The organism is Monashia sp. HAY1-5C, from assembly GCF_056755255.1.
Window position 1 is genome coordinate 36,469 of record NZ_JBPGXG010000005.1, and the last position, 22,588, is coordinate 59,056.

The following is a 22,588-nucleotide window of genomic DNA, read 5'->3' on the forward strand; positions in this document are numbered from 1 at the left end:
GCGGTGATGCGGCGGGTCGCGACGACGGCTGCGGCGGCGACGGCGGCCGCGGTGCTCTCGCTCGGCCTCGTGCTGCCCCAGGTCGTCCACCCGGAACCGCTGCCGACGCTGCGCAACGGGGCCGACTGGCGGGACCGGCCGCCCTTCGTCCCGGCCTCGCTGGGCAGCCGCCTCCTGCGCCCCGTGGAGGACGCCGCCTGGCTGGCGCGGGGCGGGGCGCCGCTCGAGCCGAGCCGGCGCCGTCTCGTCGCCGGTGCGCTCGCCGACCTGCACGGGCTGACCCGCGACACCGGGGCCGTGGCCGCCGGGCCCGACGCGCCGTGGGCCTACGCCTGGCCCCGCGACAGCGCCTTCGTCGCGGCGGCGTACGCCGTGTCCGGGCACGAGGACGACGCATGGCGGGTGTGGCGCTTCCTCGCCCGTGCCCAGCGCCGGGACGGAGGCTTCGAGGCGCGCTACCGGCTCGACGGCTCGGGACCGCCCGACGACCGACCGCCCCAGACCGACGGTGCCGGCTGGGTCCTCTGGGGCCTCGACGCCACCCGTACCGGCACGGGCGTCCGCGTGCTGCCGGCCGACCTGCGAGCCCTGCGGGACCGAGCCGTGCGCTTCGCCCTCGACCAGACAGCCGACGGCCACCGCCTGCCCGCGCCCACGCCCGACTACTGGGAGGTGCCCGAGGGGCGTGTCACCCTCGGTACCGCCGCGCCGCTGGCTGCAGGTCTCGAGGCCGCGGCCAGGAGCCTTGCTGCAGAAGGCAGCTCGACGGCTGCGGCCCGGTGCTCAGCGGCCGCCGCGCGGCTCCGTGCGCTCGTGCGCTCGACGTTCGGCCCGACCTACGAGCGGCACGGCTCCTCCGGCGGTCTCGACGCCGCCGTGGCGATGCTCATGCCGCCGTTCGCCACGCTCGACGACGCCGCCGCCGTGCGCGCCTGGGAGCGCTACCCGGTCCTCGCGCTGCGCGAGGCCGGCGGGCTGGCACCGGGTGCGGGCTGGAAGTCCGACGGGGTGTCGTGGACGCCGGAGACCGCGCTCGTCGCGTACACGGCAGCCGCGTCCGGACGCGTCGAGCTGGCCGAGCGCTGGCTGGGCTGGCTGGAGGGCCACTGCACCGCATGGGGCAGCCTGCCGGAGAAGGTGCTCCCCGACGGGCGGCCGGCGGGGCCGGCACCGCTGGCCTGGACCGCCGCGCTCGTCGTCCTCACCGAGCACGAGCTCGAGAGCCGGCAGGCCGTCCTCCCCGCCGGCTGAGCGTCAGTGCGCGCCCGCGGGCTCGACGAGCTCGACGAGCACGCCGCCGGCATCCTTGGGGTGGATGAAGTTCACCCTGCTGTCGCTCGTGCCGCGCCTCGGGGCGTCGTAGAGCAGACGCAGCCCGCGCTCGCGCAGCGTCGTGCACACGGCGTCGATGTCGCTGACGCGGTAGGCCAGCTGCTGGATGCCCGGGCCGCTGCGGTCGAGGAACCTCGCGATCGTCGACTCCGGCGACAGGGGCGCCAGCAGCTGGATGCAGGACCCGGAGTCGCCGACGCCCATCATCGCCTCGCGGACGCCCTGCTCCTCGTTCGTCTCCTCGTGGAGCATCGTCATGCCGTACGTGTCGCGGTAGAACGCGATGGCGGCGTCGAGGTCGGGCACCGCGATGCCGACGTGGTCGATGTGCGTGAACAGGGGACCGGTCAACGTGCTCATGGCGACCAACGTAGGACCCGGTCCCACGGGGCAGAAGCGACGGCCCGTGTGCGCTTGGTCATGCCCGGCGGGGGTGCCCGGATGCCGAGACTAGAGTGATGAGGACATCCCCCGATGACGTTGGAGAGGCTCTTCCCATGACTTCTGACCGTCCCACCTCGGTGATCGTCGCCGGAGCCCGGACCCCGATGGGCCGGCTGCTCGGGTCGCTCAAGGACTTCTCCGGGGCCGACCTCGGCGGCATCGCGATCAAGGGCGCGCTGGAGAAGTCGGGCGTCGCGCCCGAGCAGGTCGAGTACGTCATCATGGGCCAGGTGCTCCAGGCCGGTGCCGGCCAGATCCCGGCCCGCCAGGCCGCGCACGCCGCGGGCATCCCGCTGACCGTGCCGGCCCTGACGATCAACAAGGTCTGCCTCTCGGGCATCAACGCCATCGCCATGGCCGACCAGCTGATCCGGGCGGGAGAGTTCGACGTCGTCGTGGCCGGCGGCCAGGAGTCGATGACGAACGCCCCGCACCTCATGACGAAGTCGCGCGAGGGCTACAAGTACGGCGACGTGACGGTGCGTGACCACATGGCCCACGACGGCCTGTGGGACGCCTTCACCGACCAGGCGATGGGAGCCCTGACCGAGCAGGCCAACACCGGCGCCCAGGCCTTCACGCGGGAGGAGCAGGACGAGTTCTCGGCGCGCAGCCACCAGCTGGCAGCCAAGGCCTGGAAGGACGGCGTCTTCGACGACGAGGTCGTCGCCGTGTCGATCCCGCAGCGCAAGGGCGACCCGGTCGAGTTCAAGAACGACGAGGGCATCCGGGCCGACACCACGGCGGCCTCGCTGTCCGGCCTGCGCCCGGCGTTCGCCAAGGACGGCACCATCACGGCGGGCTCGGCGTCGCAGATCTCCGACGGCGCCGCGGCGGTCGTCGTCATGAGCCGCACGAAGGCCGAGGAGCTCGGCCTGTCGTGGGTCGCGGAGATCGGCGCCCACGGCGTCGTCGCCGGCCCGGACTCGACGCTCCAGCAGCAGCCGGCCCGCGCCATCGCCAAGGCCTGCGAGAAGGAGGGCATCACGCCCGCCGACCTCGACCTCGTCGAGATCAACGAGGCGTTCGCCGCCGTCGGTCTGGCCTCGGCCAAGGAGCTCGGCATCGACGTCGAGAAGGTCAACGTCAACGGCGGCGCCATCGCGCTCGGCCACCCCATCGGCATGTCCGGGGCCCGCATCGCCCTGCACCTCGCGCTCGAGCTCCGGCGCCGCGGCGGCGGGGTCGGCGCGGCCGCGCTGTGCGGTGGTGGCGGGCAGGGCGACGCCCTCATCGTCCGCGTGCCGAAGACCGCCTGACGCGTCCGCGTCGCGACGAGCCGAGCCGCGCCGCCAGTGAGTTCCCGCCGCACCGTCGACGTCCCCGCCCTGGTCGAGTCGGCCCGGGCGGGGTCCCCGCGCGCCGTCGCGCGCCTCATCTCGCTCGTCGAGGACCGCCACGAGGCGCTGCGCGAGGTGATGGCCGCGCTCGCGCCGCGCTCCGGCAGCGCCTGGGTGATCGGCCTCACCGGTTCGCCCGGCGTCGGGAAGTCGACGACGACGACGGCGCTCGTCGGGGCGTTCCGCGAACGCGGCCTACGGGTCGGTGTCCTCGCCGTCGACCCGAGCTCGCCGTTCTCCGGGGGCGCCCTGCTCGGCGACCGCGTCCGGATGCAGGACCACGCCCTCGACCCGGAGGTCTACATCCGCTCGATGGCCTCGCGCGGTCACCTCGGCGGCCTGTCGTGGGCGACCCCCCAGGCCATCCGCGTGCTCGACGCCGCCGGCTGCGACGTCGTGCTCGTCGAGACGGTCGGGGTCGGCCAGTCGGAGGTCGAGATCGCCGGCCTGGCCGACACGTCGGTCGTGCTCCTCGCGCCCGGCATGGGTGACGGCATCCAGGCCGCGAAGGCCGGCATCCTCGAGATCGGCGACGTCTTCGTCGTCAACAAGGCCGACCGCGACGGCGCCGACGCGACCGTTCGCGACCTGCGCCACATGATCTCCCTCGGCGACCGGACGGAGCCCGGGCTGTGGCGACCCCCCGTCGTCAAGACCGTCGCCGCGCAGGGGACCGGCGTGGACGAGGTCATGGAGGCGCTCGACAAGCACCGCGCGTTCGTCGAGGAGAACGGGGAGCTCGCGCGTCGTCGCGAGCGACGCGCGGCCGACGAGGTCCAGGCGATCGCCCTCGCCGACCTCCGTTCGCGCTTCGCCCAGCTCGGTGGGCGGGCGGACCTCGCCTCGCTGGCACAGGAGGTCGTGGCCGGGCGGCTCGACCCCTACGCGGCGGCGGACCGGCTCGTCGCCCACCTCGACGACTGAGGCCGGTCTCCGCGGTCTTCCCGCCGCGGTAATTGCGTTGTGGGCGCCCGCCCCACGGTGTCACCGTCGAGGCATGGACATCATCCCGCTCGACCGCGACGACGACGTCGTGGTCAAGGAGCTGTACGGCATCGCCTCCCGCGTCGATGCCATGTCGCGCGTGCACCCCGTGCGGCGCACGCCCGAGGAGTTCGCCAAGTGGCTGCGCTTCGACTTCCCGGGCGAGCGCACGGAGGGCGCGGTGGCCGTCGTCGGCGGGTCGCCCGTCGGGTGGTCGCAGCTGTACTTCCCCGAGCGGGAGAACCTCGACAAGTGCTGGGCCGAGCTGCGGGTCGACCCCGAGCACCGTCGCGCCGGTCACGGCGGTGCGCTGCTCGCGTGGAGCGAGGAGCGGGCGCGCGCCGGTGACCGCGCCATGCTCCTGGCCGAGGTGTTCGTGCCCGAGGGCCGTGACGACCACCCCGACCGCGCCTTCGCCGAGAAGCGGGGCTACCACGTCGCGAGCACCGAGATCGTCCGGTGCCTGCCGCTGCCCGTCGATGCCGAGGTCATGGACCGCGAGCGCGAGCGTGCCGCCACCGCCATGGGCGAGGCGTACGAGGTGCGCGTCTACACCGGCGGCGTGCCGCAGGAGCTGCGCCAGGGCGTGTGCGACGCGTCGAACCGGCTCATCCTCGACGCGCCCACCGGCGACGTCGACTTCGAGCCGGAGTCGCAGACGGTCGAGGACTACCAGACGATGCTCGAGCACCACGCCAGCGTCGGGGACACCCTCCTGACCGCCGTCGCCCTTCACCGGGACACCGGTGCCGTCGCCGCCTACACCGACCTCAACGTGCCGCCGTCGGACCCGGACGTCGTCCACCAGTGGGGCACGCTCGTGCTCCCGGAGCACCGCGGCCACCGGCTGGGCACGGCGGTCAAGGTCGCCAACCTCGACCTGCTCGCCGAGCAGTTCCCGCGGCGCACGCGGGTGCAGACGATGAACGACGAGCAGAACCCGTGGATGGTCCGGATCAACGTCGACCTCGGCTTCCGCATCACCGAGAAGGCCCACTCGATGCGCAAGGACCTCTGAGCGCAGGCCGTGACGCGGCGGCATACGGTGGGCGCATGCTGATCGCCTTCTCCGTCGCACCCACCGTCGCCGCCGACGACACCGGCTCGGTGAGCGACGCCGTCGCCTCGGCCGTCCGGGTCGTCCGCGAGTCCGGGCTGCCGCACCGCACCGACGCGATGTTCACGACGGTCGAGGGGGAGTGGGACGAGTGCATGGCCGTCGTCAAGCGCTGCTGCGACGTCATCGCCGAGGTCTCGCCGCGCGTCGGGCTCGTCCTCAAGGCTGACATCCGGCCCGGGTTCACCGGTGAGCTCGACGGCAAGCTCGAACGGCTCGAGGAAGCCATCGACCGCCAGGACGGCTGACCCACGGGCAGCTCCCGGCCGGTAGTGCCGACCGGGGTGCCCCGAGTGTCCGGCTATGTCCGCGGGCGCGTCGGACTCGATTTGTGGTGACGCGCCGACTCGTGCGTAACTTGACGGTGGCCGCGCCCGTGTCGGCCGTCCGACGTCCCGTGGCTGCCCGAGCGGCCCGGGGCCTCGGCGGCCCGTGTCGGTCACCGTCCGGTCCTCCCGAGTCCCGAAAGGTCTCTCCATGCCACGCCCCGCGACCCGTCGCCGCGTCCTGGCCGCCGCCCTCGCCTCCGTCGCGATGCTGTCCGCGTGCACCGGAAACGCCGACGACGGCAGCGACGGGACCGGTGCCTCCGAGACCCCCGCGGTCTCGGTCGACACCGCCGGGTCGACCGTGTCGAGCGCCGTGTCGGCCGTCGCCACCTCGATGCTCGACGGCTCTCCCGCGGGTGCGGCCGCGCGCGAGAAGGCGTGGACCGGCGCCGCCCTCGAGTCGGCGAACGCCTTCGCCAAGACCCTCGGCGGCCGGACCGCGGCAGAGAAGGCCGAGGCCGAGCTGTCGACGACGGGGGCCAAGGTGCTCGGCGTCTCCCGGCAGGGCGACAAGCCGGTCCAGATCCTGGCCCAGACGACGTTGAAGAAGACCGGTGCGGCGGTGCTCGTCCTCCTCGTCGCCGACAGCCGGAGCGGGCCGTTCAAGGCCGCGGCGGTCACCCCGATGCTGCCCGACGCCAAGCTGGACGCGCTCGACCCGACGACCGACGGCTCGGCGGCCGTCGCCGCCGGCAAGGGCCTGGTCGCCGCGCCCGACGACGTCGTCGCCGCCTTCGCCTCCTCGGTGCAGTTCCCGGACCCGGTGGCCTCCAAGCTGCTCGCCGACGACCCGCTGACCGAGCAGCTGCGCCAGTCGGCCCGGGCCCAGGCCCAGGCGCTGAACAACCAGGGCTCCTTCACCCAGAAGCACGAGCCCAAGGGGGTCATCGGCGGGCTGCGCCTCAAGGACGGCCAGGGCGCGATCGTGTTCGCCCACCTCGTGCGCCACGACGCCATCGCGATGCGCACGCCGATGAAGCTCAAGCCGGCCAAGGACCTCACCCTCCTGACCGGCATCAAGCAGATCACCACCGAGGCCGACCTGACCTCGAACGAGATCGTCGCCTTCGTCATCCCCGCCTCCGGCCAGGCCCGCGTCGTGGCCTCCTCGGACCAGCTCGTCGACGGCACGGGCCGGTGAGGCAGGATTGATCCATGAGCCAGCAGCCATTCACCGCAGCAGCACTGCGCGGTGCCGTCGACCTCTCGTCGCTCAAGCGTCCGGCCCCGCCGGCTGGCCCCGGCTCCGCCGCGGCCGCCACCTCGACGGACGCTGCCGGCGTCGTCGTCGAGGGCACTGACGCGGCGGTCCGCGACATCGTCGGGGCGAGCGCCCGCTTCCCCGTCGTCATGGTCCTGTGGTCGCCCCGGCTGCAGGAGTCGGCCGACTTCGTCGCGACGTTCGCGGCGGTGGCCCGGCGCTACGCCGGGCGTTTCCAGCTCGTCACCGTCGACGTCGACGCCAACCCCGGCATCCTGCAGGCCTTCCAGGTGCAGGCCGTCCCGGTGAGCTTCGCGTTCGTCCAGGGCCAGCCCGTGCCGCTCTTCGAGGGTGTGCAGCCCGAGGCCCAGGTCACCGCCGTCGTGGACCAGGTGCTCGCCCTCGCGGCGCAGCACGGCGTCACCGGCACGGTGCCGGGCGCCGGGGAGGCCCCGGTCGAGGAGGACGCCGTCGAGGAGCAACCGCTGCCGCCCCTGCACCAGAAGGCGTTCGACGCCATCGAGGCCGACGACCTTGACACTGCGGCCGAGGCCTACCGCGAGGCGCTGGCGCAGAGCCCCGCCGACACCGACGCCAAGATCGGCCTCGCCCAGGTCGGCCTGCTCCAGCGCACCCGGGGTGCCGACCTGCAGGAGGCGCGCGCCGCCGCGGCCGCGGCCCCGACCGACGTCGACGCCCAGATCCTCGTTGCCGACCTCGACGTCCTCGGCGGCCACGTCGAGGACGCGTTCGCGCGCCTCGTCGACACGGTGCGGGTCACGGCCGACGCCGACCGCAACCGGGTCCGCGAGCACCTCGTCGAGCTCTTCGAGCTCGTCGGCACCTCCGACGAGCGCGTCGCGCGGGCCCGCAAGGCCCTGATGAGCGCCCTGTTCTGAGTCGGCTGCTCAGTCCGTCGGAGCGGTCCGGACGAGCGACTCACCGAGCCGCTCGACCACCTCGGCCGACGTGCCGGCCAGGGCCTCGGCGTCCCCGGTCTCGGGCGGGGTCGTGACCCAGAGGCCCCAGCCAGGCGTGGCGGGGTCGATGCCGGCGCCGACGACCACGAGGTGCACCGGCTCCGGCGCAGCCAGGTCGAGGTAGTCCTCGAGGAGGTCGCCCTCCACACGGTCGGCGACGACGACGTCGTAGCCCTCGATGAGGTAGGTCTCGGCGACCGCGAGCCCGGCCGACCACCGGAGCAGCCGGCGGCGCACGTGGGCGAGGTCGCCACCCGCCGGGACCGGCTCGGCCCAGGCCCCGCCGACGAGCATGGCGTCGAGCACCCGGCCCTCGACGACGACGGCCCCGCCGAGCCGTTCCCCGACAGCACGGGCCAGGCGACCGAGGCCTGACGCGTCCGCCCCGGTCACGAGGACGAGGCGACCGTGAACCTCACCGGCGCCGTCCCCGCCCGCGGGGCCGGCACCGGGCGATCCGGCATCGGTCATCCGCCGAGCGCCGCCGACACGACGTCGCGGGCCTCGGCCTGCACCTGGGCGAGGTGCTCTGCGCCCTTGAAGGACTCGGCGTAGATCTTGTAGACGTCCTCGGTGCCGGACGGGCGGGCGGCGAACCACGCGCTCTCGGTGGTCACCTTGAGCCCGCCGATCTTCGCGTCGTTGCCCGGCGCCGAGGTGAGCTTGCCGGTGATCGACTCTCCCGCAAGGGACTGCGCGGTGACGTCGTCGGGCGACAGCGCCGCCAGCTTGGCCTTCTGCTCCCGGTCGGCCGGGGCGTCGATGCGGGCGTAGGCCGGCGAACCGAAGCGCTCGGTCAGGTCGGCGTAGTGCTGGCTCGGCGTGCGGCCCGTGACGGCGAGGATCTCCGAGGCCAGCAGGGCCAGGAGGATGCCGTCCTTGTCGGTGGACCACACGCTGCCGTCGGTGCGCAGGAAGCTCGCGCCGGCCGACTCCTCCCCGCCGAACCCCACGGAGCCGTCGAGCAGGCCCGGCACGAACCACTTGAAGCCGACCGGCACCTCGAGCAGGGTGCGGCCGAGCTCGCCGGCCACGCGGTCGATCATCGAGGAGGACACGAGCGTCTTGCCGATGGCGGTGCCCTCGCCCCAGCCCGGCCGCGCGCCGCCGTAGAGGTAGCGGATCGCCACGGCGAGGTAGTGGTTGGGGTTCATCAGCCCGGCGTCCGGGGTGACGATGCCGTGGCGGTCGGCGTCGGCGTCGTTGCCCGTCGAGATGTCGTAGTCGTCCTTGGCGCCGATGAGCGAGGCCATCGCCGAGGGCGAGCTGCAGTCCATGCGGATCTTGCCGTCCCAGTCGAGCGTCATGAACGCCCACTGCGGGTCGACGCGCGGGTTGACGACGGTGAGGTCGAGGCCGTGCCGCTCGGCGATCTCGCCCCAGTAGGCCACCGACGCGCCACCGAGCGGGTCGGCGCCGATGCGGACGCCGGCCTCTCGGATGCGGTCGAGGTCGAGCACCGACGGGAGGTCGTCGACGTACGTGCCGAGGAAGTCGTAGGCGCCGGCCTCGGCACGGGCCTTCTCGAACGACACGCGCTTCACGCCGGACAGGCCCCCGCGGATGAGGTCGTTGGCACGCCGTGCGATGACCGAGGTGGCGTCGGTGTCGGCCGGTCCGCCGTGCGGAGGGTTGTACTTGAAGCCGCCGTCGGCCGGCGGGTTGTGCGACGGCGTGACGACGATGCCGTCGGCGAGACCGCTTGCGCCCGAAGCCTTTCCGCGGTTGGCCCTGAGGATCGCGTGGGAGACGGCGGGGGTGGGGGTGTAGCCGTCACGGTCGTCGACGAGCACCGTCACCCCATTGGCGACGAGCACCTCGAGTGCCGAGCGCCACGCCGGCTCGGACAGGCCGTGGGTGTCGCGGCCGATGAAGAGCGGGCCGTCGAAACCCTGCGAGGAGCGGTAGTCGACGATGGCCTGCGTCGTGGCGAGGATGTGGTCCTCGTTGAAGGCGGTACGCAGGCTGGAGCCGCGATGGCCGGACGTGCCGAACGCGACCTGCTGGTCGGGGTCGTCGACGTCGGGGTGGCCGTCGTAGTACGCGGCGACGAGCGCCTCGACGTCGACGAGGTCCTCGGGGCGGGCCGGCTGGCCCGCGCGCGGGTGGTTCATGAGGGGTCTCCGTTCGTCGTCGGGCGGTCGGCGTCCGGCTGGCCGCCGGCTGGAAGGGACTGGGCGGACGCCTCGCCCGCGCCACCGGTCGCAGCGGCCCCGACGGCCGGTTCCTGCACCGGCACGAGCCACACGGTGGAGAACCGGGGCACCGTGATCGCCGCCGAGAAAGGCTGGGAGTTCCACGGCTCGGCCGCGGCCTCGATGACCATGCCGGCGCTGCTCGGGGCGTCGGGGTGGTAGCCGGCGGTGTCGAGGACGACCTCCCAGCGCCCGCCGCGCGGCAGTCCGAGGCGGTAGTAGGGCTGCGTCTCGCCGCTGAAGTTCATGACGCACGCGACGGCGGGCGCGTCCGTGGCGCGGTCACCACGGCCGAACCGCAGCCACGAGAACGTGTTGTGGTCGGCGTCGTCGGCCTCGAGCCACTCGAACCCGGACGGGTCGTTGTCGAGCTCCCAGAGGGCACGGTGGTGCCGGTAGATGCCGTTGAGGTCCTTGACGAGGTTGTGCACGCGGTAGTGCAGCGGCTGCTCGAGCAGCCACCAGTCGAGGCTGCGGCCCTCCGACCACTCCGACTCCTGGCCGAACTCGCAGCCCATGAAGAGCAGCTGCTTGCCCGGGTGGCACCAGAGGTAGGCGAGGAAGGCACGCAGCGTCGCCACCTGCTCCTCGCGGGTGCCGCGCGACTTGCGCAGCAGCGAGCCCTTGCCGTGCACGACCTCGTCGTGGCTGATCGGCAGGACGAAGTTCTCGTCGAAGGCGTACATGAGGGAGAACGTCAGCTTGCCGTGCTCGTACTTGCGGTAGATCGGGTCCTGACCGAGGTACTTGAGCGAGTCGTTCATCCAGCCCATGTTCCACTTGAAGCCGAACCCGAGGCCGCCCTGGTCGGTCGCGCGGGTCACCCCCGGCCACGTCGTCGACTCCTCGGCGACGGTGACGATGCCGCCCTCGCGCTTGTACGCCGTGGCGTTGGTCTCCTTGAGCAGCTCGACGGCCTCGAGGTTCTCGCGGCCGCCGTCCTTGTTCGGCACCCACTGGCCCTCGCCGCGGGCGTAGTCGAGGTAGAGCATCGAGGCGACGCCGTCGACGCGCACACCGTCGGCGTGGAACTCCTCGAGCCAGTACAGGGCGTTGGCGACGAGGAAGTTGCGCACCTCGGGCCGGCCGTAGTCGAAGATGTTCGAGCCCCACTCCGGGTGCCAGCCGCGACGCGGGTCGGGGTGCTCGTAGAGCGGCAGACCGTCGAAGCGGGCCAGCGCCCACTCGTCGGTGGCGAAGTGCCCGGGAACCCAGTCGAGGATGACGCCGATGCCGGCCTTGTGCAGCTCGTCGACGAGGTGGCGGAACTCGTCGGGCGTGCCCCACCGCGAGCTGGGGGCGTAGTAGCCGGTGACGTGGTAGCCCCACGAGGGCACGTAGGGGTGCTCCATGACGGGCAGGAACTCGACGTGGGTGAACCCGAGGTCGCGCACGTAGTTGACGAGGTGCTCGGCCAGGCCGCGGTAGCCCAGCCCCTGGCGCCACGAGCCGAGGTGCACCTCGTAGACGCTCATCGGACCCTCGTGCGCGTTGCGGTGCCGCCGCTGCTCCATCCACTCGCCGTCGCCCCAGCTGTAGTGCGACTCGGTGACGATGGCCGCCTGCTTCGGCGCCACCTCGGTCATCCGGGCCATGGGGTCGCTCTTGAGCCGGACGAGCTCGTCGGGTCCCCGGACGGCGAACTGGTAGTTCATGCCCTCCTGGGCGCCGGGGATGAACAGCTCCCAGATGCCGCTCTGGCCCAGCGCGCGCATCGGGTGGGTGCGACGGTCCCAGCCGTTGAAGTCACCGATGACGTGGACCGCCTTGGCCCGCGGGGCCCACAGCGCGAACGACACGCCCCAGACCTCGCCGAGCGGGCCGGAGTACCGGCGCACGTGCGCGCCGAGGACCTTCCACAGCTGCTCGTGTCGCCCCTCTCCGACGAGGTGCCGGTCGACCTCGCCGAGGGTCGGGGCGAACCGGTACGGGTCGTCCTGCTCGTGCTCGACGCCGTCGCCGTACTCGACGAGCAGGCGGTAGTCGTGGGTCGTGCCGAAGTCGGGCGAGGTCATCGACCAGATGCCGTCGCGGACGTGCTGCAGCTCGACGTGGTCACCGGAGTCGAGCCGGGCGCGGACCCGGGTGGCGAAGGGGCGGAACGCCGTGATGGTGAGGCCCCCGGGCCCCATGTGGTGGCCCAGGAGGTCGTGCGGCTGGCCGTTGCGGGCCTGGAGGAACGCATCGATCGCCTGGTGGTCGAGGGTCGGGGTGCCGGTCGGGTGGTCGGTCACGAAGTGGCCTCCTCGCTGGTGAGCCGCTCGACGGCGTCGAGCGGGATGGGCAGCCACGAGGGGCGGTTGCGCGCCTCGTAGACCACCTCGTAGAGAGCCTTGTCGAGCTCGAGGGCCCGGACGAGCGTCGTGGCGTCGGGGCTCGGCTCGCCCGCCACCGACGCGTACCCCTCGAGGAAGGCGCTGCGACAGGCGGCCGCCCACGCCGTGGCGTCGACGGGGGCCTCGGCCAGCGCCACCGAGCCGGCGGCGTAGTCGAACGAGCGCAGCATGCCGGCGACGTCACGCTGGGTGAGGTCGGGCGCGACGCGCTCGGAGAGGGGGCGCAGCGGCTCGCCCTCGAAGTCGAGGGCCACCCAGCCGCGCTCGGGGACGTCGAGCACCTGCCCGAGGTGGTAGTCGCCGTGGATGCGTTGGAGCGCAGGCCACTCCACGTCGCGCACCGACTCGGCCACCCGACCGACGGCATCGGCGCGGGTCGAGAGGTCGGGCACGAGGGACACCGCCGCGGCGTAGCGCTGCCGCATGGAGGCGACGAGCGCGGCGCGTGCCTCGGGCGTCGCCTCGGTCGTGCCGAGCGCGTGCGCGAGCGCGGCGTGGATCTGCGCGGTGACCACCCCGAGCTCGCGGGCCCGCGCCGTGAAGTCGGTGCCGGCCGCGGCGGCCACGAGGGCGACGCGCCACGCGTCCTCGACGCCGGGGATGAACTCCTGGGCGAAGGCGAGGTGGCCGTGCTCGACGCCGTCGCCCGCCGGGGCGTCCCACGCTCCGTGCAGGTTGCCGAACGCGCGGGGCACCCGGTCCGAGCCCTCCTGTGTCAGCGCGGACTGGACGACGACGTCGGGGTTGTCGCCGTCCTGGACCGTGCGGAACACCTTGACGATGAGGGGCTCGGCCGGCCCACCTCCGTCGGCGGTCATCCGGCAGATGATCGACGTGTTCGACTGCTCGCCGGTGAGGACCTTGGACGACTCGACGCTGCCGGCGACGTGCCCGGTCGCCGACCCGGTGGCTCGGGCGTTGCTGCCGACCGACGCCTGCGCGTCGTCGGACACGTCCGCGCGGAGGATGGTGCGCACGAGCTCGGACACGTACACCGGGTCGTGCGGGCCGTCGTACACCCACCGGGTGCCGAGCACGCTGTGCTCCATCGTGCCGAGGAGGGCGTGCTCGGCGCCCTCCAACGGCGCACCGCGGTAGGTGAGCGGAACCTGGTAGACGACGGGCGGCGAGGCGGCGTCGTCGGACAGCAGGAGCGTCTCCACGCCGACCGCGCCCGCCGGGTCCTCGAAGCGGAAGCCGCCGACCCGGCGCAGCTGCGGCACGTGGCCCTTGCCGTGGTACCAGCGCTGGCGCGGCATCCACGCGGTGACCATCTCGGTCTTGGTCGGGGCGATCGTGGCCCCCTTGTGGACGACGGCCATCAGCGGTAGTCCTCCTGTCCGCGCAGCTGGAGCCAGAAGAAGTCGCGCGAGCCGAGGGTCAGCGTCACGCGTCCGTCGGCCGCCACCCAGGGGAACCCGCTGCCGCCGAAGAGGTCGACGAGCGCCCGCCCCGAGAGCTGCTCGGGCAGCTGGATCGTCGCGGCCTGCGGGCGGCTGCTCAGGTTGTTGACGCAGAGGATGGCCTCGGCCGGGTCGTCGCCCTCGGCGTCCATCGAGCGGGTGAAGGCGAGGATGTGGTCGTTGTCGGCCGGGACGACGGTGAAGTCGCCGAGGCCGAAGACGGGGTGGCGGCTGCGCACCTGCAGCATCCCGCGCACCCAGTGCAGCAGCGAGGACGACGAGGCCATCTGCGCCTCGACGTTGACGTTGTTGTAGTGGTACACGAGGCTGCTGATGACCGGCAGGTAGAGCTTGCCGGGGTCGACCGTCGAGAACCCGGCGTTGCGGTCCGGCGTCCACTGCATCGGCGTGCGGACGGCGTCCCGGTCGTTGAGCCAGATGTTGTCGCCCATGCCGATCTCGTCGCCGTAGTAGAGGCACGGCGATCCCGGCAGCGAGAGCACGAGGGCGTGGATGAGCTCGATCTCGGGGCGGCTGTTGTCGAGCAGCGGCGCGAGGCGGCGCCGGATGCCGATGTTGGCGCGCATCCGTGGGTCGGGCGCGTACCAGCCGTACATCGCCGCGCGCTCCTCGGGCGTCACCATCTCGAGCGTCAGCTCGTCGTGGTTGCGCAGGAAGGTGCCCCACTGGGTGCCCGAGGGGATCGCCGGGGTGTCGGCGAGGACGTCGATGATCGGCTGGGCCTTCTCCTCGCGCAGCGAGTAGTAGAGCCGCGGCATGACGGGGAAGTGGAAGCACATCTGGCACTCGGGCGCCTCGTCGGTGCCGAAGTAGTCGACGACCTCGGCCGGCGGCTGGTTGGCCTCGGCGAGGAGGATGCGCCCGGGGTACTCGGTGTCGACCATCGCGCGCAGCCGGGCCAGGAACTCGTGCGTCCGCGGCAGGTTCTCGCAGTTCGTGCCCTCCTCCTCGTAGAGGTAGGGAACGGCGTCGAGCCGGAAGCCGTCGATGCCGAGGTCCATCCAGAAGCGGACGACGTCGAACATCGCCTCCTGGACGGCCTCGTTCTCGAAGTTGAGGTCCGGCTGGTGGCTGAAGAAGCGGTGCCAGAAGAACTGCCGGCGCACCGGGTCGAAGGTCCAGTTCGACACCTCGGTGTCGACGAAGATGATGCGGGCGTCGTCGTAGCCCTCGTCGGTGTCGGACCAGACGTAGAAGTCGCCGTAGGGCCCGTCCGGCTCGGCCCGGCTCGCCTGGAACCACGGGTGCTGGTCGCTCGTGTGGTTCATGACGAGGTCGGTGACGATGCGGATGCCGCGGGCGTGCGCCTGGGACACGAGCTCGGTGAACTCCGGCAGGGTGCCGAACTCGGGCAGCACCGCCTTGTAGTCGGAGATGTCGTAGCCGCCGTCGCGCAGGGGGGAGGCGTAGAACGGCGGCAGCCAGAGGCAGTCCACGCCGAGCCACTGGAGGTAGTCGAGCCGGCCGATGAGGCCGGTGAAGTCGCCCGCGCCGACGCCCTTGCTGTCGGCGAAGGCGCGCACGAGCACCTCGTAGAAGACCGCTTTGCGAAACCACTGGGGGTCGTGCTTCAGCCCCGGCTGGGAGAGGTTGAGTCCCTGCATGCGGTCAATGGCTCCTCACGCTGATGATGTGGACGGGTTCGGAGTCGGGGCCGAGGCGGACCCAGTTGTCCTGCCGCCACTGCCACGTCTGGTTGGTGATGTGGTCGTGCGCGTCGAAGGTCGACCACGTCGCCATACCCATCGCCTCGAGGTCGAGGTGCACCCACGTCTCACGGGTGGCGTGCGGGTCGAGGTTGGCGACCACGAGGACGGTGTCGCGCTCGCCCGTCGCGCGGTCGACCCGGGTCTTGCTGAAGACGAGGACGTTGTCGTCCTCGGCCGAGTGGAAGTGCAGGTTGCGCAGCCACCGCAGCGCGGGGTGCCAGCCGCGGATCTCGTTGAGACGCTTGAGATACCACGCGAGGGACCGGTCCTCGAGCGGGCCGCCGGGCTCGTAGAGGTACCACTGGCGGTCCTTGTACTCGTACTTCTCGTTGTCGATCTGCTCCTCGGCGCCGGGCCGGGCGACGTGCTCCATCAGCTCGTACCCGGCGTAGATGCCGTACGTCGGCACCATCGTCGCGGCGAGCGCCGCCCGCAGCTTCCACGCCGTGGGGCCGCCGTACTGCATGTACGGCGTGAGGATGTCGTGCGTCGTGGGCCAGAAGGACGGGCGCATGTACGCGGCGCCCGTGGCGTCGGAGGCCAGCTCGCGGCCGTACTCCTCGAGCTCCCACCGCTGGTTGCGCCACGCGTAGTACGTGTAGCTCTGCTGGAAGCCGGCCTTGGCCAGCTCGTGCATCATGGCCGGCTTCGTGAACGCCTCGGAGAGCCAGATCGTCTCGGGGTACCGCTCGGCGACGTCGGCGATGAGCCACTGCCAGAACCGGACCGGCTTGGTGTGCGGGTTGTCGACGCGGAAGATCCGCACGCCGTGGTCGAGCCAGACCTGGATGACGCGCCGCACCTCGGCGTACGCCGAGGCGGGGTCGTTGTCGAAGTTCAGGGGGTAGATGTCCTGGTACTTCTTCGGCGGGTTCTCGGCGTAGGCGATGGTGCCGTCGGCCCGCGTCGTGAACAGCTCGGGGTGGGTGTGCACCCACGGGTGGTCCGGCGAGGCCTGCAGCGCGATGTCGAGCGCCACCTCGAGGCCGACGCGGCGGGCCTCGGCGACGAACGCGTCGAAGTCCTCGAAGGTGCCGAGGTCGGGATGGATGGCGTCGTGCCCGCCGTCGGGCGAGCCGATGGCATAAGGGGATCCGGGGTCGCCGGGTTCGGCTGCGAGGCTGTTGTTGCGGCCCTTGCGCGCCGTCGTGCCGATGGGGTGGATGGGGGTCAGGTACACGACGTCGAAGCCCATGTCGGCGATCGCGGGCAGCCGCTCGGCGGCCGTGCGGAACGTGCCCGAAACCCACTCACCGGTCTCCGGGTCGCGGCGTGCCCCCTCCGAGCGGGGGAAGATCTCGTACCACGCGCCGAAGAGCGCGAGCTCGCGTTCGACGTGGAGGTGGTAGGTCGGCGAGGGGGAGACGAGCTCGCGCAGCGGCATGATCGCCGCCAGTCCCCGGATCTCCGGGGACGTGGCCGCGCCGAAGCGGTGGGCCGCGGGGCGGCGGGTGTCGGCGAGGGCGAGTGCGCCCCGGTCGATGTCCGACGCGTCGACGCCCTGGCCGCGGACCGCCTCGGCGAAGCGCTCGAGCACCTGGACGCCCTCGGCGCACATGAGGTCCTCGTCGACGCCGGCGGCGATCTTGATGCCGGCGTCGTGGACCCACGTCGCGTACGGGTCGGACCACCCCTCGACGCGGTAGGTCCACCAACCCTCGCGGCCGGCCACGACGGTCGCGGACCACTCGGACGTGCCGGGGTTGTCGCAGTGCATCGCGAAGTAGTGGTCGTGACCGTCGGGGTCGGTGAGCACGGCGGTGGCGTTGACGGCGTCGTGGCCCTCGCGGAACACCTTCGCGCGCACGACGAACTCCTCGCCGACCACCGACTTGGCCGGGCGGGTGCCGCCGTCGACGAGGGGACGCACGTCGCTGACCGGGATGCGGCCGATGGGCAGGGCCTGCCCGGGATAGCCCTCGACGGTCGGGGCCTCGCTCGCCGGGTGCTCGGGCGCCAGGTGGGAGGCGCCCGCTGCGGTCTCGTCGACGAAGGCCGCGTCCGCCGAGGGGTGGGAGTCGTCGGGCGCAGGTGCCGGGGCGGCGGCCGCCGCCTGGGGAGGCGTCGCCGGGGCGTCGCGGGACACGGTGGTCACGGACGTCGGGTCGGGGCGGCTCGCGGGCGAGACCTGCGAGCGCGGTCGTGCGGGCCTGCTGGAACGGGACTTCTTCGCTGAGCCACTCACGGGATCGACCGTATCGAAGTTGGCGCAATCCCGACACGGGCGCTGCGCGGGCGTGGCGCACCGGCCCTGCTCCCGTCCACTGGGTGAAACCCCGCTGCAAGCGTTGCAAGAAGACGTCAGTGCGACCCCTATGCTGACTCCTCGTGAAGGCCATCCGTCGCTTCAGCGTCCGCACCGTCCTACCCACCCGGATCGAGGGGCTCGGCGTTCTCGCCAGCAACCTCCGGTGGTCCTGGCACCCGCCGACGCGTGATCTCTTCGAGAGCATCAGCCCCCGCAAGTGGGCCCAGGCGGGCGAGGACCCCGTCAAGCTCCTGTCCCGTCTGTCCGCCGACGAGCTCGCATCGCTCGCGGCCGACGACGACTTCGTCGGCAGCGTCGTCGCCGCCAACGCCGACCTCGAGTCCTACCTGACCGACGAGCGCTGGTACCAGCGCTGGAGCCGCGAGCAGGAGGCCGCCGGCCGCGCGGCCCCCGCGGCGGTCGCCTACTTCAGCCCCGAGTTCGGCATCACCGCAGTGCTGCCGCAGTACTCCGGTGGCCTCGGCATCCTCGCCGGCGACCACCTCAAGACCGCCTCCGACCTCGGCGTCCCCATCGTCGGCGTCGGCCTCTTCTACAAGACCGGCTACTTCAAGCAGGCCCTCGACCGCGAGGGCTGGCAGGTGGAGTCCTACCCGGTGCTCGACCCCGACGGCCTGCCGCTGTCGCTGCTGCGCGAGGACGACGGCACGCCGGCCGTCGTCACCGTCGACCTCCCGGCCGGTCGCGTCCTCAACGCCCACGTGTGGAAGGCGCAGGTGGGCCGGGTCCCGCTGCTGCTGCTCGACTCCGACGTGCCGGGCAACGACGAGCAGACGCGTCGGGTCACCGAGTCGCTCTACGGCGGGGGCGGCGACACCCGCCTCGAGCAGGAGCTGCTGCTCGGCATCGGCGGCGTCCGTGCGCTGCGCCTGTGGTCGCGACTCTCGGGCGCGCCCGCCCCGGAGGTCTACCACACGAACGAGGGCCACGCCGGTTTCCTCGGCGTCGAGCGCATCACCGAGCTCGTCCGCGACCACGGCCTCACCTTCGACGAGGCCCTCGAGGCCGTCCGTTCGGCCACGGTGTTCACGACGCACACGCCCGTGCCGGCCGGCATCGACCGCTTCGACGCCGCGAAGATCAACCTCTTCTTCGGCGGCCCCAACGCCATTCCCGGCGTGCCGGTCGAGCGCCTCCTGGCCCTCGGTGCCGAGGACTACGAGGGCGGCCAGCCCGGCATCTTCAACATGGCCGTCATGGGCCTGCGCCTCGCCCAGCGCGCCAACGGCGTCTCGCAGCTGCACGGCGTCGTGAGCCGGGAGATGTTCGACGGCCTGTGGCCGGGCTTCGACGACGACGAGGTGCCGATCACGAGCATCACCAACGGCGTCCACGCACCGACGTGGGTCGACCGATCGGTGTACGACGTCGCGCTCAAGCACCTCGGGACCTCCGACATCGCCGGCGAGAACGCGTGGGAACGCATCGACGAGGTGCCGGCCGACGCGGTCTGGTCGACGAAGCGCGAGATGCGCGAGAAGCTCGTCAACGACGCCCGGCGCCGCGTCCGCTCCTCCTGGCGCAAGCGCGGCTCCACCGAGCTCGAGCTCGGCTGGGTCGACGACGTCCTCGACCCCGACGTCCTGACGATCGGCTTCGCCCGGCGCGTCCCGACGTACAAGCGCCTCACCCTGATGCTGCGTGACCCGGAGCGTCTCAAGCGACTGCTCCTGCACCCGGAGCGCCCGGTGCAGCTCGTCATCGCCGGCAAGTCGCACCCTGCCGACGAGACCGGCAAGCGCCTCATCCAGGAGATGGTCCGCTTCGCCGACGACCCCGAGGTGCGCCACCGCATCGTCTTCCTGCCGAACTACGACATCGCCATGGCCCAGCACCTCTACCCGGGCTGCGACGTCTGGCTCAACAACCCGCTGCGGCCGTTCGAGGCCTGTGGCACGTCGGGCATGAAGGCGGCCCTCAACGGCGGCCTCAACCTGTCCATCCTCGACGGCTGGTGGGACGAGTGGTTCGACGGCCGCAACGGCTGGGCCATCCCGACCGCCGACGGCGTCGAGGACCCCGACCGCCGCGACGACATCGAGGCCGCCGCGCTCTACGACCTCATCGAGCACGACGTCGCGCCGAAGTTCTACGACCGGGGCGCCGACGGCCTGCCCAACGGCTGGATCTCGATGATGACCCACACGCTCAAGACGCTCGGGCCCAAGGTCCTGGCCAGCCGCATGGTGGAGGACTACGTCACCACCCTCTACGGCCCCGCCGCCGGTGCCGGCCGGGCCCTCAACGGGCCCCAGTTCGCCGGGGCCAAGGAGCTCGCCGCCTACAAGGCGTCGGTCCGGGCGGCCTGGCCGAACGTCAAGGTCGAGCACCTCGAGACCTCGGGGCTGTCCGACTCGCCGGAGATCGGCGACACCCTCGACCTGCGCGCCTACGTCGACCTGGGCGGTCTGCGCGCGGACGACGTCGAGGTCCAGCTCGTGCACGGCCACGTCAACGAGGCCGACGAGCTGTGGGGTGTCGAGACCACACCGCTGTCCTTCGTCGAGGGCTACGAGAACGGCCGCGCCCAGTTCGCCGGGTCGCAGCCGCTGCGCCGCACCGGCTCGTTCGGCTACAGCGTGCGGGTCGTCCCGAGGCACCCGGCGCTCGCGTCGTCGGCCGAGCTGGGCCTGGCCCGGACCGCCTGAGTCGCCACCGCCTGAGCCGTCCTTCCACGCTCGACCGCAGAGCCCGGACCCCGCGCGGGGCCCGGGCTCTGCCGCGTCAGGGTCCGAGCGGCGGCGAGCGGGACCGGCGGGCTCAGCGGGCTCAGCGGGCTCAGCGGGCGGCGACGGCGCGCCAGACGCGCATCGACGCCGGCCCCACCGGCAGGGTCGTGCCCGCGGCCACGGCGGGGCACGGGTCGGCGGGTCGGGCGTCCGTGCTGTCCCAGACCAGCTCGTAGGCGGCGATGCCGGGGGCGGCGGGCAGCGTCACGTCGACGCCCGACGCCGACCCGTTGAGGATGACGAGGACCGACTGCTGGTCCAGCCACCGGCCGTCGTAGAGCGCCTGGAGGACGTGCACGGCCGGACCGTCCCAGCGGTGGCCCATCGGGGCGCCGTCGCTGCCGAACCAGGCCAGGTCGGTCGAGCCGTCGGTGTGGACAGGGCGCCCCGTGAAGAACGAGCGCTGCCGCAGCACCGGGTGCTCTCGCCGCAGGTGCACGAGATGGCGCGTCGTGGCGAGGAGGTCCTCCTGCCACGGCTCGAGGTCCCAGTCGGTCCAGCTGATCTCGTTGTCCTGCGAGTACGGGTTGTTGTTGCCGCGCTGGCTGCGGCCCAGCTCGTCGCCCGCGGTGAGCATCGGTACGCCCGTGGACAGCAGGAGCGTCCCGAGCAGGTTGCGCATCGTGCGGCGACGGGCCTCGAGGACGTGCTCGTCGTCGGTGCGGCCCTCCACACCGTGGTTCCAGGACCGGTTGTCGTCCGACCCGTCGGTGCCGCCGTGCCCGTTGACCCCGTTGTGCTTCGCGTCGTACGCGGTGAGGTCGTGCAGCGTGAAGCCGTCGTGGGCGGTGACGAAGTTGACCGACGCGATGGTGCCGCGGTCGTGCCTGTCGAAGAGGTCCTGCGAGCCGGCCAGGCGCGTCGCGAGCTCACGGACGCCGTGGCCGCTGCCGCTCGCTGACGCCGCGAGGTCCCGTAGCCAGAACGTGCGTACGGTGTCGCGGTAGCGGTCGTTCCACTCCGAGAACGGCGGTGGGAACTGGCCGGTGCGCCAGCCGTGGATGCCGAGGTCCCACGGTTCCGCGACGAGCTTGGCGCGCGAGAGGACCGGGTCGGTGCGCAGCGCGACGAGGAACGGGTGGTCACCGTCGAAGGTGTCGTCCTTGCCCCGGCCGAGCGCGACCGCGAGGTCGAACCGGAAGCCGTCGACGTGGCACTCCTGCACCCAGTAGCGCAGGGAGTCCAGGACCATGCGCGCCACGACCGGGTGGGCGAGGTCGAGGGTATTGCCGCAGCCCGTGACGTCGATGTCGCGGCCGCGGCTGTCGAGCCGGTAGTAGGCCCGTTGGTCCAGGCCACGCCACGACAGGGTCATGCCCTCGCGCGACTTCTCCGCCGTGTGGTTGTACACGACGTCGAGCAGCACCTCGATGCCGGCGGCGTGCAGGGCCCGGACCATGCCCTTGAACTCGTCGAGCACACGCTGCGGGTCGGTGACCGATGCGTACGCCGCGTGCGGCGCGAAGAACCCGAGGGTGTTGTAGCCCCAGTGGTTGGCCAGGCCGCGCAGGACGAGCTCGGGCTCGTGGGTGAAGGCGTGCACCGGCAGCAGCTCGACCGCGGTCACACCGAGGCCGGTCAGGTGCTCGACGTACGCCGGGTGGGCGAGCCCCGCGTAGGTGCCGCGCAGGTGCGCCGGCACCCCGGGGTGCAGCCGCGTCGCGCCCTTGACGTGCACCTCGTAGATGAGCGACTCGGTCAAGGACGTCCGGGGGAGCTCGTCGTCCCCCCAGTCGAACCCGTCGTCGACGACGACGCACCGCGGCATGAACGGCGCCGAGTCCCGGGCGTCGCGGACGGCGATGTCGCCGCGCAGGTCGGCCCCGACGCGGTGGCCCCAGAGCGCCGGGTCGAGCCGGAGGTCGCCCTCGAGCGCGCGCGCGTACGGGTCGAGGACGAGCTTGGCCGGGTTGTGCAGGAGCGACCTCTCGGGGTCCCACTCGCCGTCGACGCGGAAGGCGTAGCGCTGCCCCTTCCCGACGCCGGGGACGGTGTCGAACCACGTGCCGTGCGCCCGGTGCCGCAGGGCGACCCGGCGCTCGGTCTCGGTGCCGTCCGCGTCGCGGTCGAACAGGCACACCTCGACGCCACCCGCGTGCCCCGCGTAGACGGAGAAGACGGCCCCCTCGGGGGTCAGGTGCACCCCCGGCTCTGGCGGCAGGTCCGGCGTGGTGGGCGGCGGCGGGCACATGGGGCCAA

The 22,588-nt window shown here is 72.6% G+C and carries 16 protein-coding genes; 8 read left to right on the forward strand and 8 right to left on the reverse strand.

Annotated features, from left to right (window positions below):
• Positions 1-6 precede the first annotated feature (6 nt).
• Positions 7-1,251 carry a glycoside hydrolase family 15 protein gene (locus tag ACR9ZK_RS01610; RefSeq protein ID WP_481339351.1) on the forward strand — a complete coding sequence of 415 codons (1,245 nt, stop codon included), beginning with the start codon at positions 7-9 and terminating at the stop codon, positions 1,249-1,251.
• Positions 1,252-1,254: 3 nt separating this feature from the next.
• Here ACR9ZK_RS01610 and mce read toward each other — a convergent pair whose 3' ends face one another.
• Complete coding sequence (gene mce, locus ACR9ZK_RS01615) at positions 1,255-1,692, reverse strand: methylmalonyl-CoA epimerase (RefSeq protein ID WP_481339355.1); 438 nt, start codon at positions 1,690-1,692, stop codon at positions 1,255-1,257.
• 137 nt (positions 1,693-1,829) lie between these two features.
• On the opposite strand from mce, the gene ACR9ZK_RS01620 reads away from it, so the two are divergent.
• From ACR9ZK_RS01620 to ACR9ZK_RS01645, 6 genes are all read left to right on the forward strand, one after another.
• Positions 1,830-3,035, forward strand: a complete 1,206-nt coding sequence (locus tag ACR9ZK_RS01620; RefSeq protein WP_481339357.1) for an acetyl-CoA C-acetyltransferase — start codon at positions 1,830-1,832, stop codon at positions 3,033-3,035.
• Between the two features lie 36 nt (positions 3,036-3,071).
• Positions 3,072-4,040, forward strand: coding sequence for a methylmalonyl Co-A mutase-associated GTPase MeaB (meaB, locus tag ACR9ZK_RS01625; protein ID WP_481339361.1), 969 nt, complete (start codon positions 3,072-3,074; stop codon positions 4,038-4,040).
• 73 nt (positions 4,041-4,113) lie between these two features.
• A complete protein-coding gene (locus ACR9ZK_RS01630) occupies positions 4,114-5,118 on the forward strand; it encodes an N-acetyltransferase family protein (RefSeq protein ID WP_481339363.1) in 1,005 nt (334 codons plus the stop codon).
• Positions 5,119-5,153: 35 nt separating this feature from the next.
• Positions 5,154-5,465 (forward strand): thiamine-binding protein, encoded by a 312-nt coding sequence (locus tag ACR9ZK_RS01635; RefSeq protein WP_481339367.1) that lies wholly within the window; start codon positions 5,154-5,156, stop codon positions 5,463-5,465.
• A 229-nt stretch (positions 5,466-5,694) separates the two neighbouring features.
• A complete protein-coding gene (locus ACR9ZK_RS01640; RefSeq protein WP_481339369.1) occupies positions 5,695-6,687 on the forward strand; it encodes a DUF8094 domain-containing protein in 993 nt (330 codons plus the stop codon).
• A gap of 14 nt (positions 6,688-6,701) precedes the next feature.
• Positions 6,702-7,646, forward strand: a complete 945-nt coding sequence (locus ACR9ZK_RS01645; RefSeq protein WP_481339373.1) for a co-chaperone YbbN — start codon at positions 6,702-6,704, stop codon at positions 7,644-7,646.
• Positions 7,647-7,655: 9 nt separating this feature from the next.
• Here ACR9ZK_RS01645 and ACR9ZK_RS01650 read toward each other — a convergent pair whose 3' ends face one another.
• The 6 genes from ACR9ZK_RS01650 to ACR9ZK_RS01675 are packed head-to-tail and all read right to left on the reverse strand — an operon-like array spanning position 7,656 to position 17,486.
• Positions 7,656-8,198 carry a hypothetical protein gene (locus tag ACR9ZK_RS01650; protein ID WP_481339376.1) on the reverse strand — a complete coding sequence of 181 codons (543 nt, stop codon included), beginning with the start codon at positions 8,196-8,198 and terminating at the stop codon, positions 7,656-7,658.
• Positions 8,195-9,841: a phosphoglucomutase (alpha-D-glucose-1,6-bisphosphate-dependent) gene (gene pgm / locus ACR9ZK_RS01655; protein ID WP_481339379.1), complete on the reverse strand. Its 1,647-nt coding sequence runs from the start codon at positions 9,839-9,841 to the stop codon at positions 8,195-8,197. The genes ACR9ZK_RS01650 and pgm overlap by 4 nt, the downstream gene beginning before the upstream one ends.
• The gene (glgB, locus tag ACR9ZK_RS01660; protein WP_481339383.1) at positions 9,838-12,156 is read right to left on the reverse strand and encodes a 1,4-alpha-glucan branching protein GlgB; all 2,319 of its coding nucleotides are present in this window, start codon (positions 12,154-12,156) and stop codon (positions 9,838-9,840) included. Before glgB ends, pgm begins: the two co-directional genes overlap by 4 nt.
• On the reverse strand, positions 12,153-13,580 hold the full coding sequence (locus ACR9ZK_RS01665; protein ID WP_481339387.1) for a maltokinase N-terminal cap-like domain-containing protein: 1,428 nt from the start codon (positions 13,578-13,580) through the stop codon (positions 12,153-12,155). Before ACR9ZK_RS01665 ends, glgB begins: the two co-directional genes overlap by 4 nt.
• Positions 13,580-15,286, reverse strand: a complete 1,707-nt coding sequence (treS, locus tag ACR9ZK_RS01670; protein ID WP_481339390.1) for a maltose alpha-D-glucosyltransferase — start codon at positions 15,284-15,286, stop codon at positions 13,580-13,582. The genes ACR9ZK_RS01665 and treS overlap by 1 nt, the downstream gene beginning before the upstream one ends.
• Positions 15,287-15,290: 4 nt before the next feature.
• Complete coding sequence (locus ACR9ZK_RS01675; protein ID WP_481339393.1) at positions 15,291-17,486, reverse strand: alpha-1,4-glucan--maltose-1-phosphate maltosyltransferase; 2,196 nt, start codon at positions 17,484-17,486, stop codon at positions 15,291-15,293.
• Between the two features lie 233 nt (positions 17,487-17,719).
• Between ACR9ZK_RS01675 and glgP the strand changes: the two genes are divergently transcribed.
• Positions 17,720-20,308, forward strand: a complete 2,589-nt coding sequence (gene glgP / locus ACR9ZK_RS01680) for an alpha-glucan family phosphorylase (RefSeq protein WP_481339395.1) — start codon at positions 17,720-17,722, stop codon at positions 20,306-20,308.
• Positions 20,309-20,438: 130 nt separating this feature from the next.
• Here the strand turns inward: glgP and glgX are convergent, their stop codons facing one another.
• On the reverse strand, positions 20,439-22,580 hold the full coding sequence (gene glgX, locus ACR9ZK_RS01685) for a glycogen debranching protein GlgX (protein WP_481339397.1): 2,142 nt from the start codon (positions 22,578-22,580) through the stop codon (positions 20,439-20,441).
• Positions 22,581-22,588: the final 8 nt, after the last annotated feature.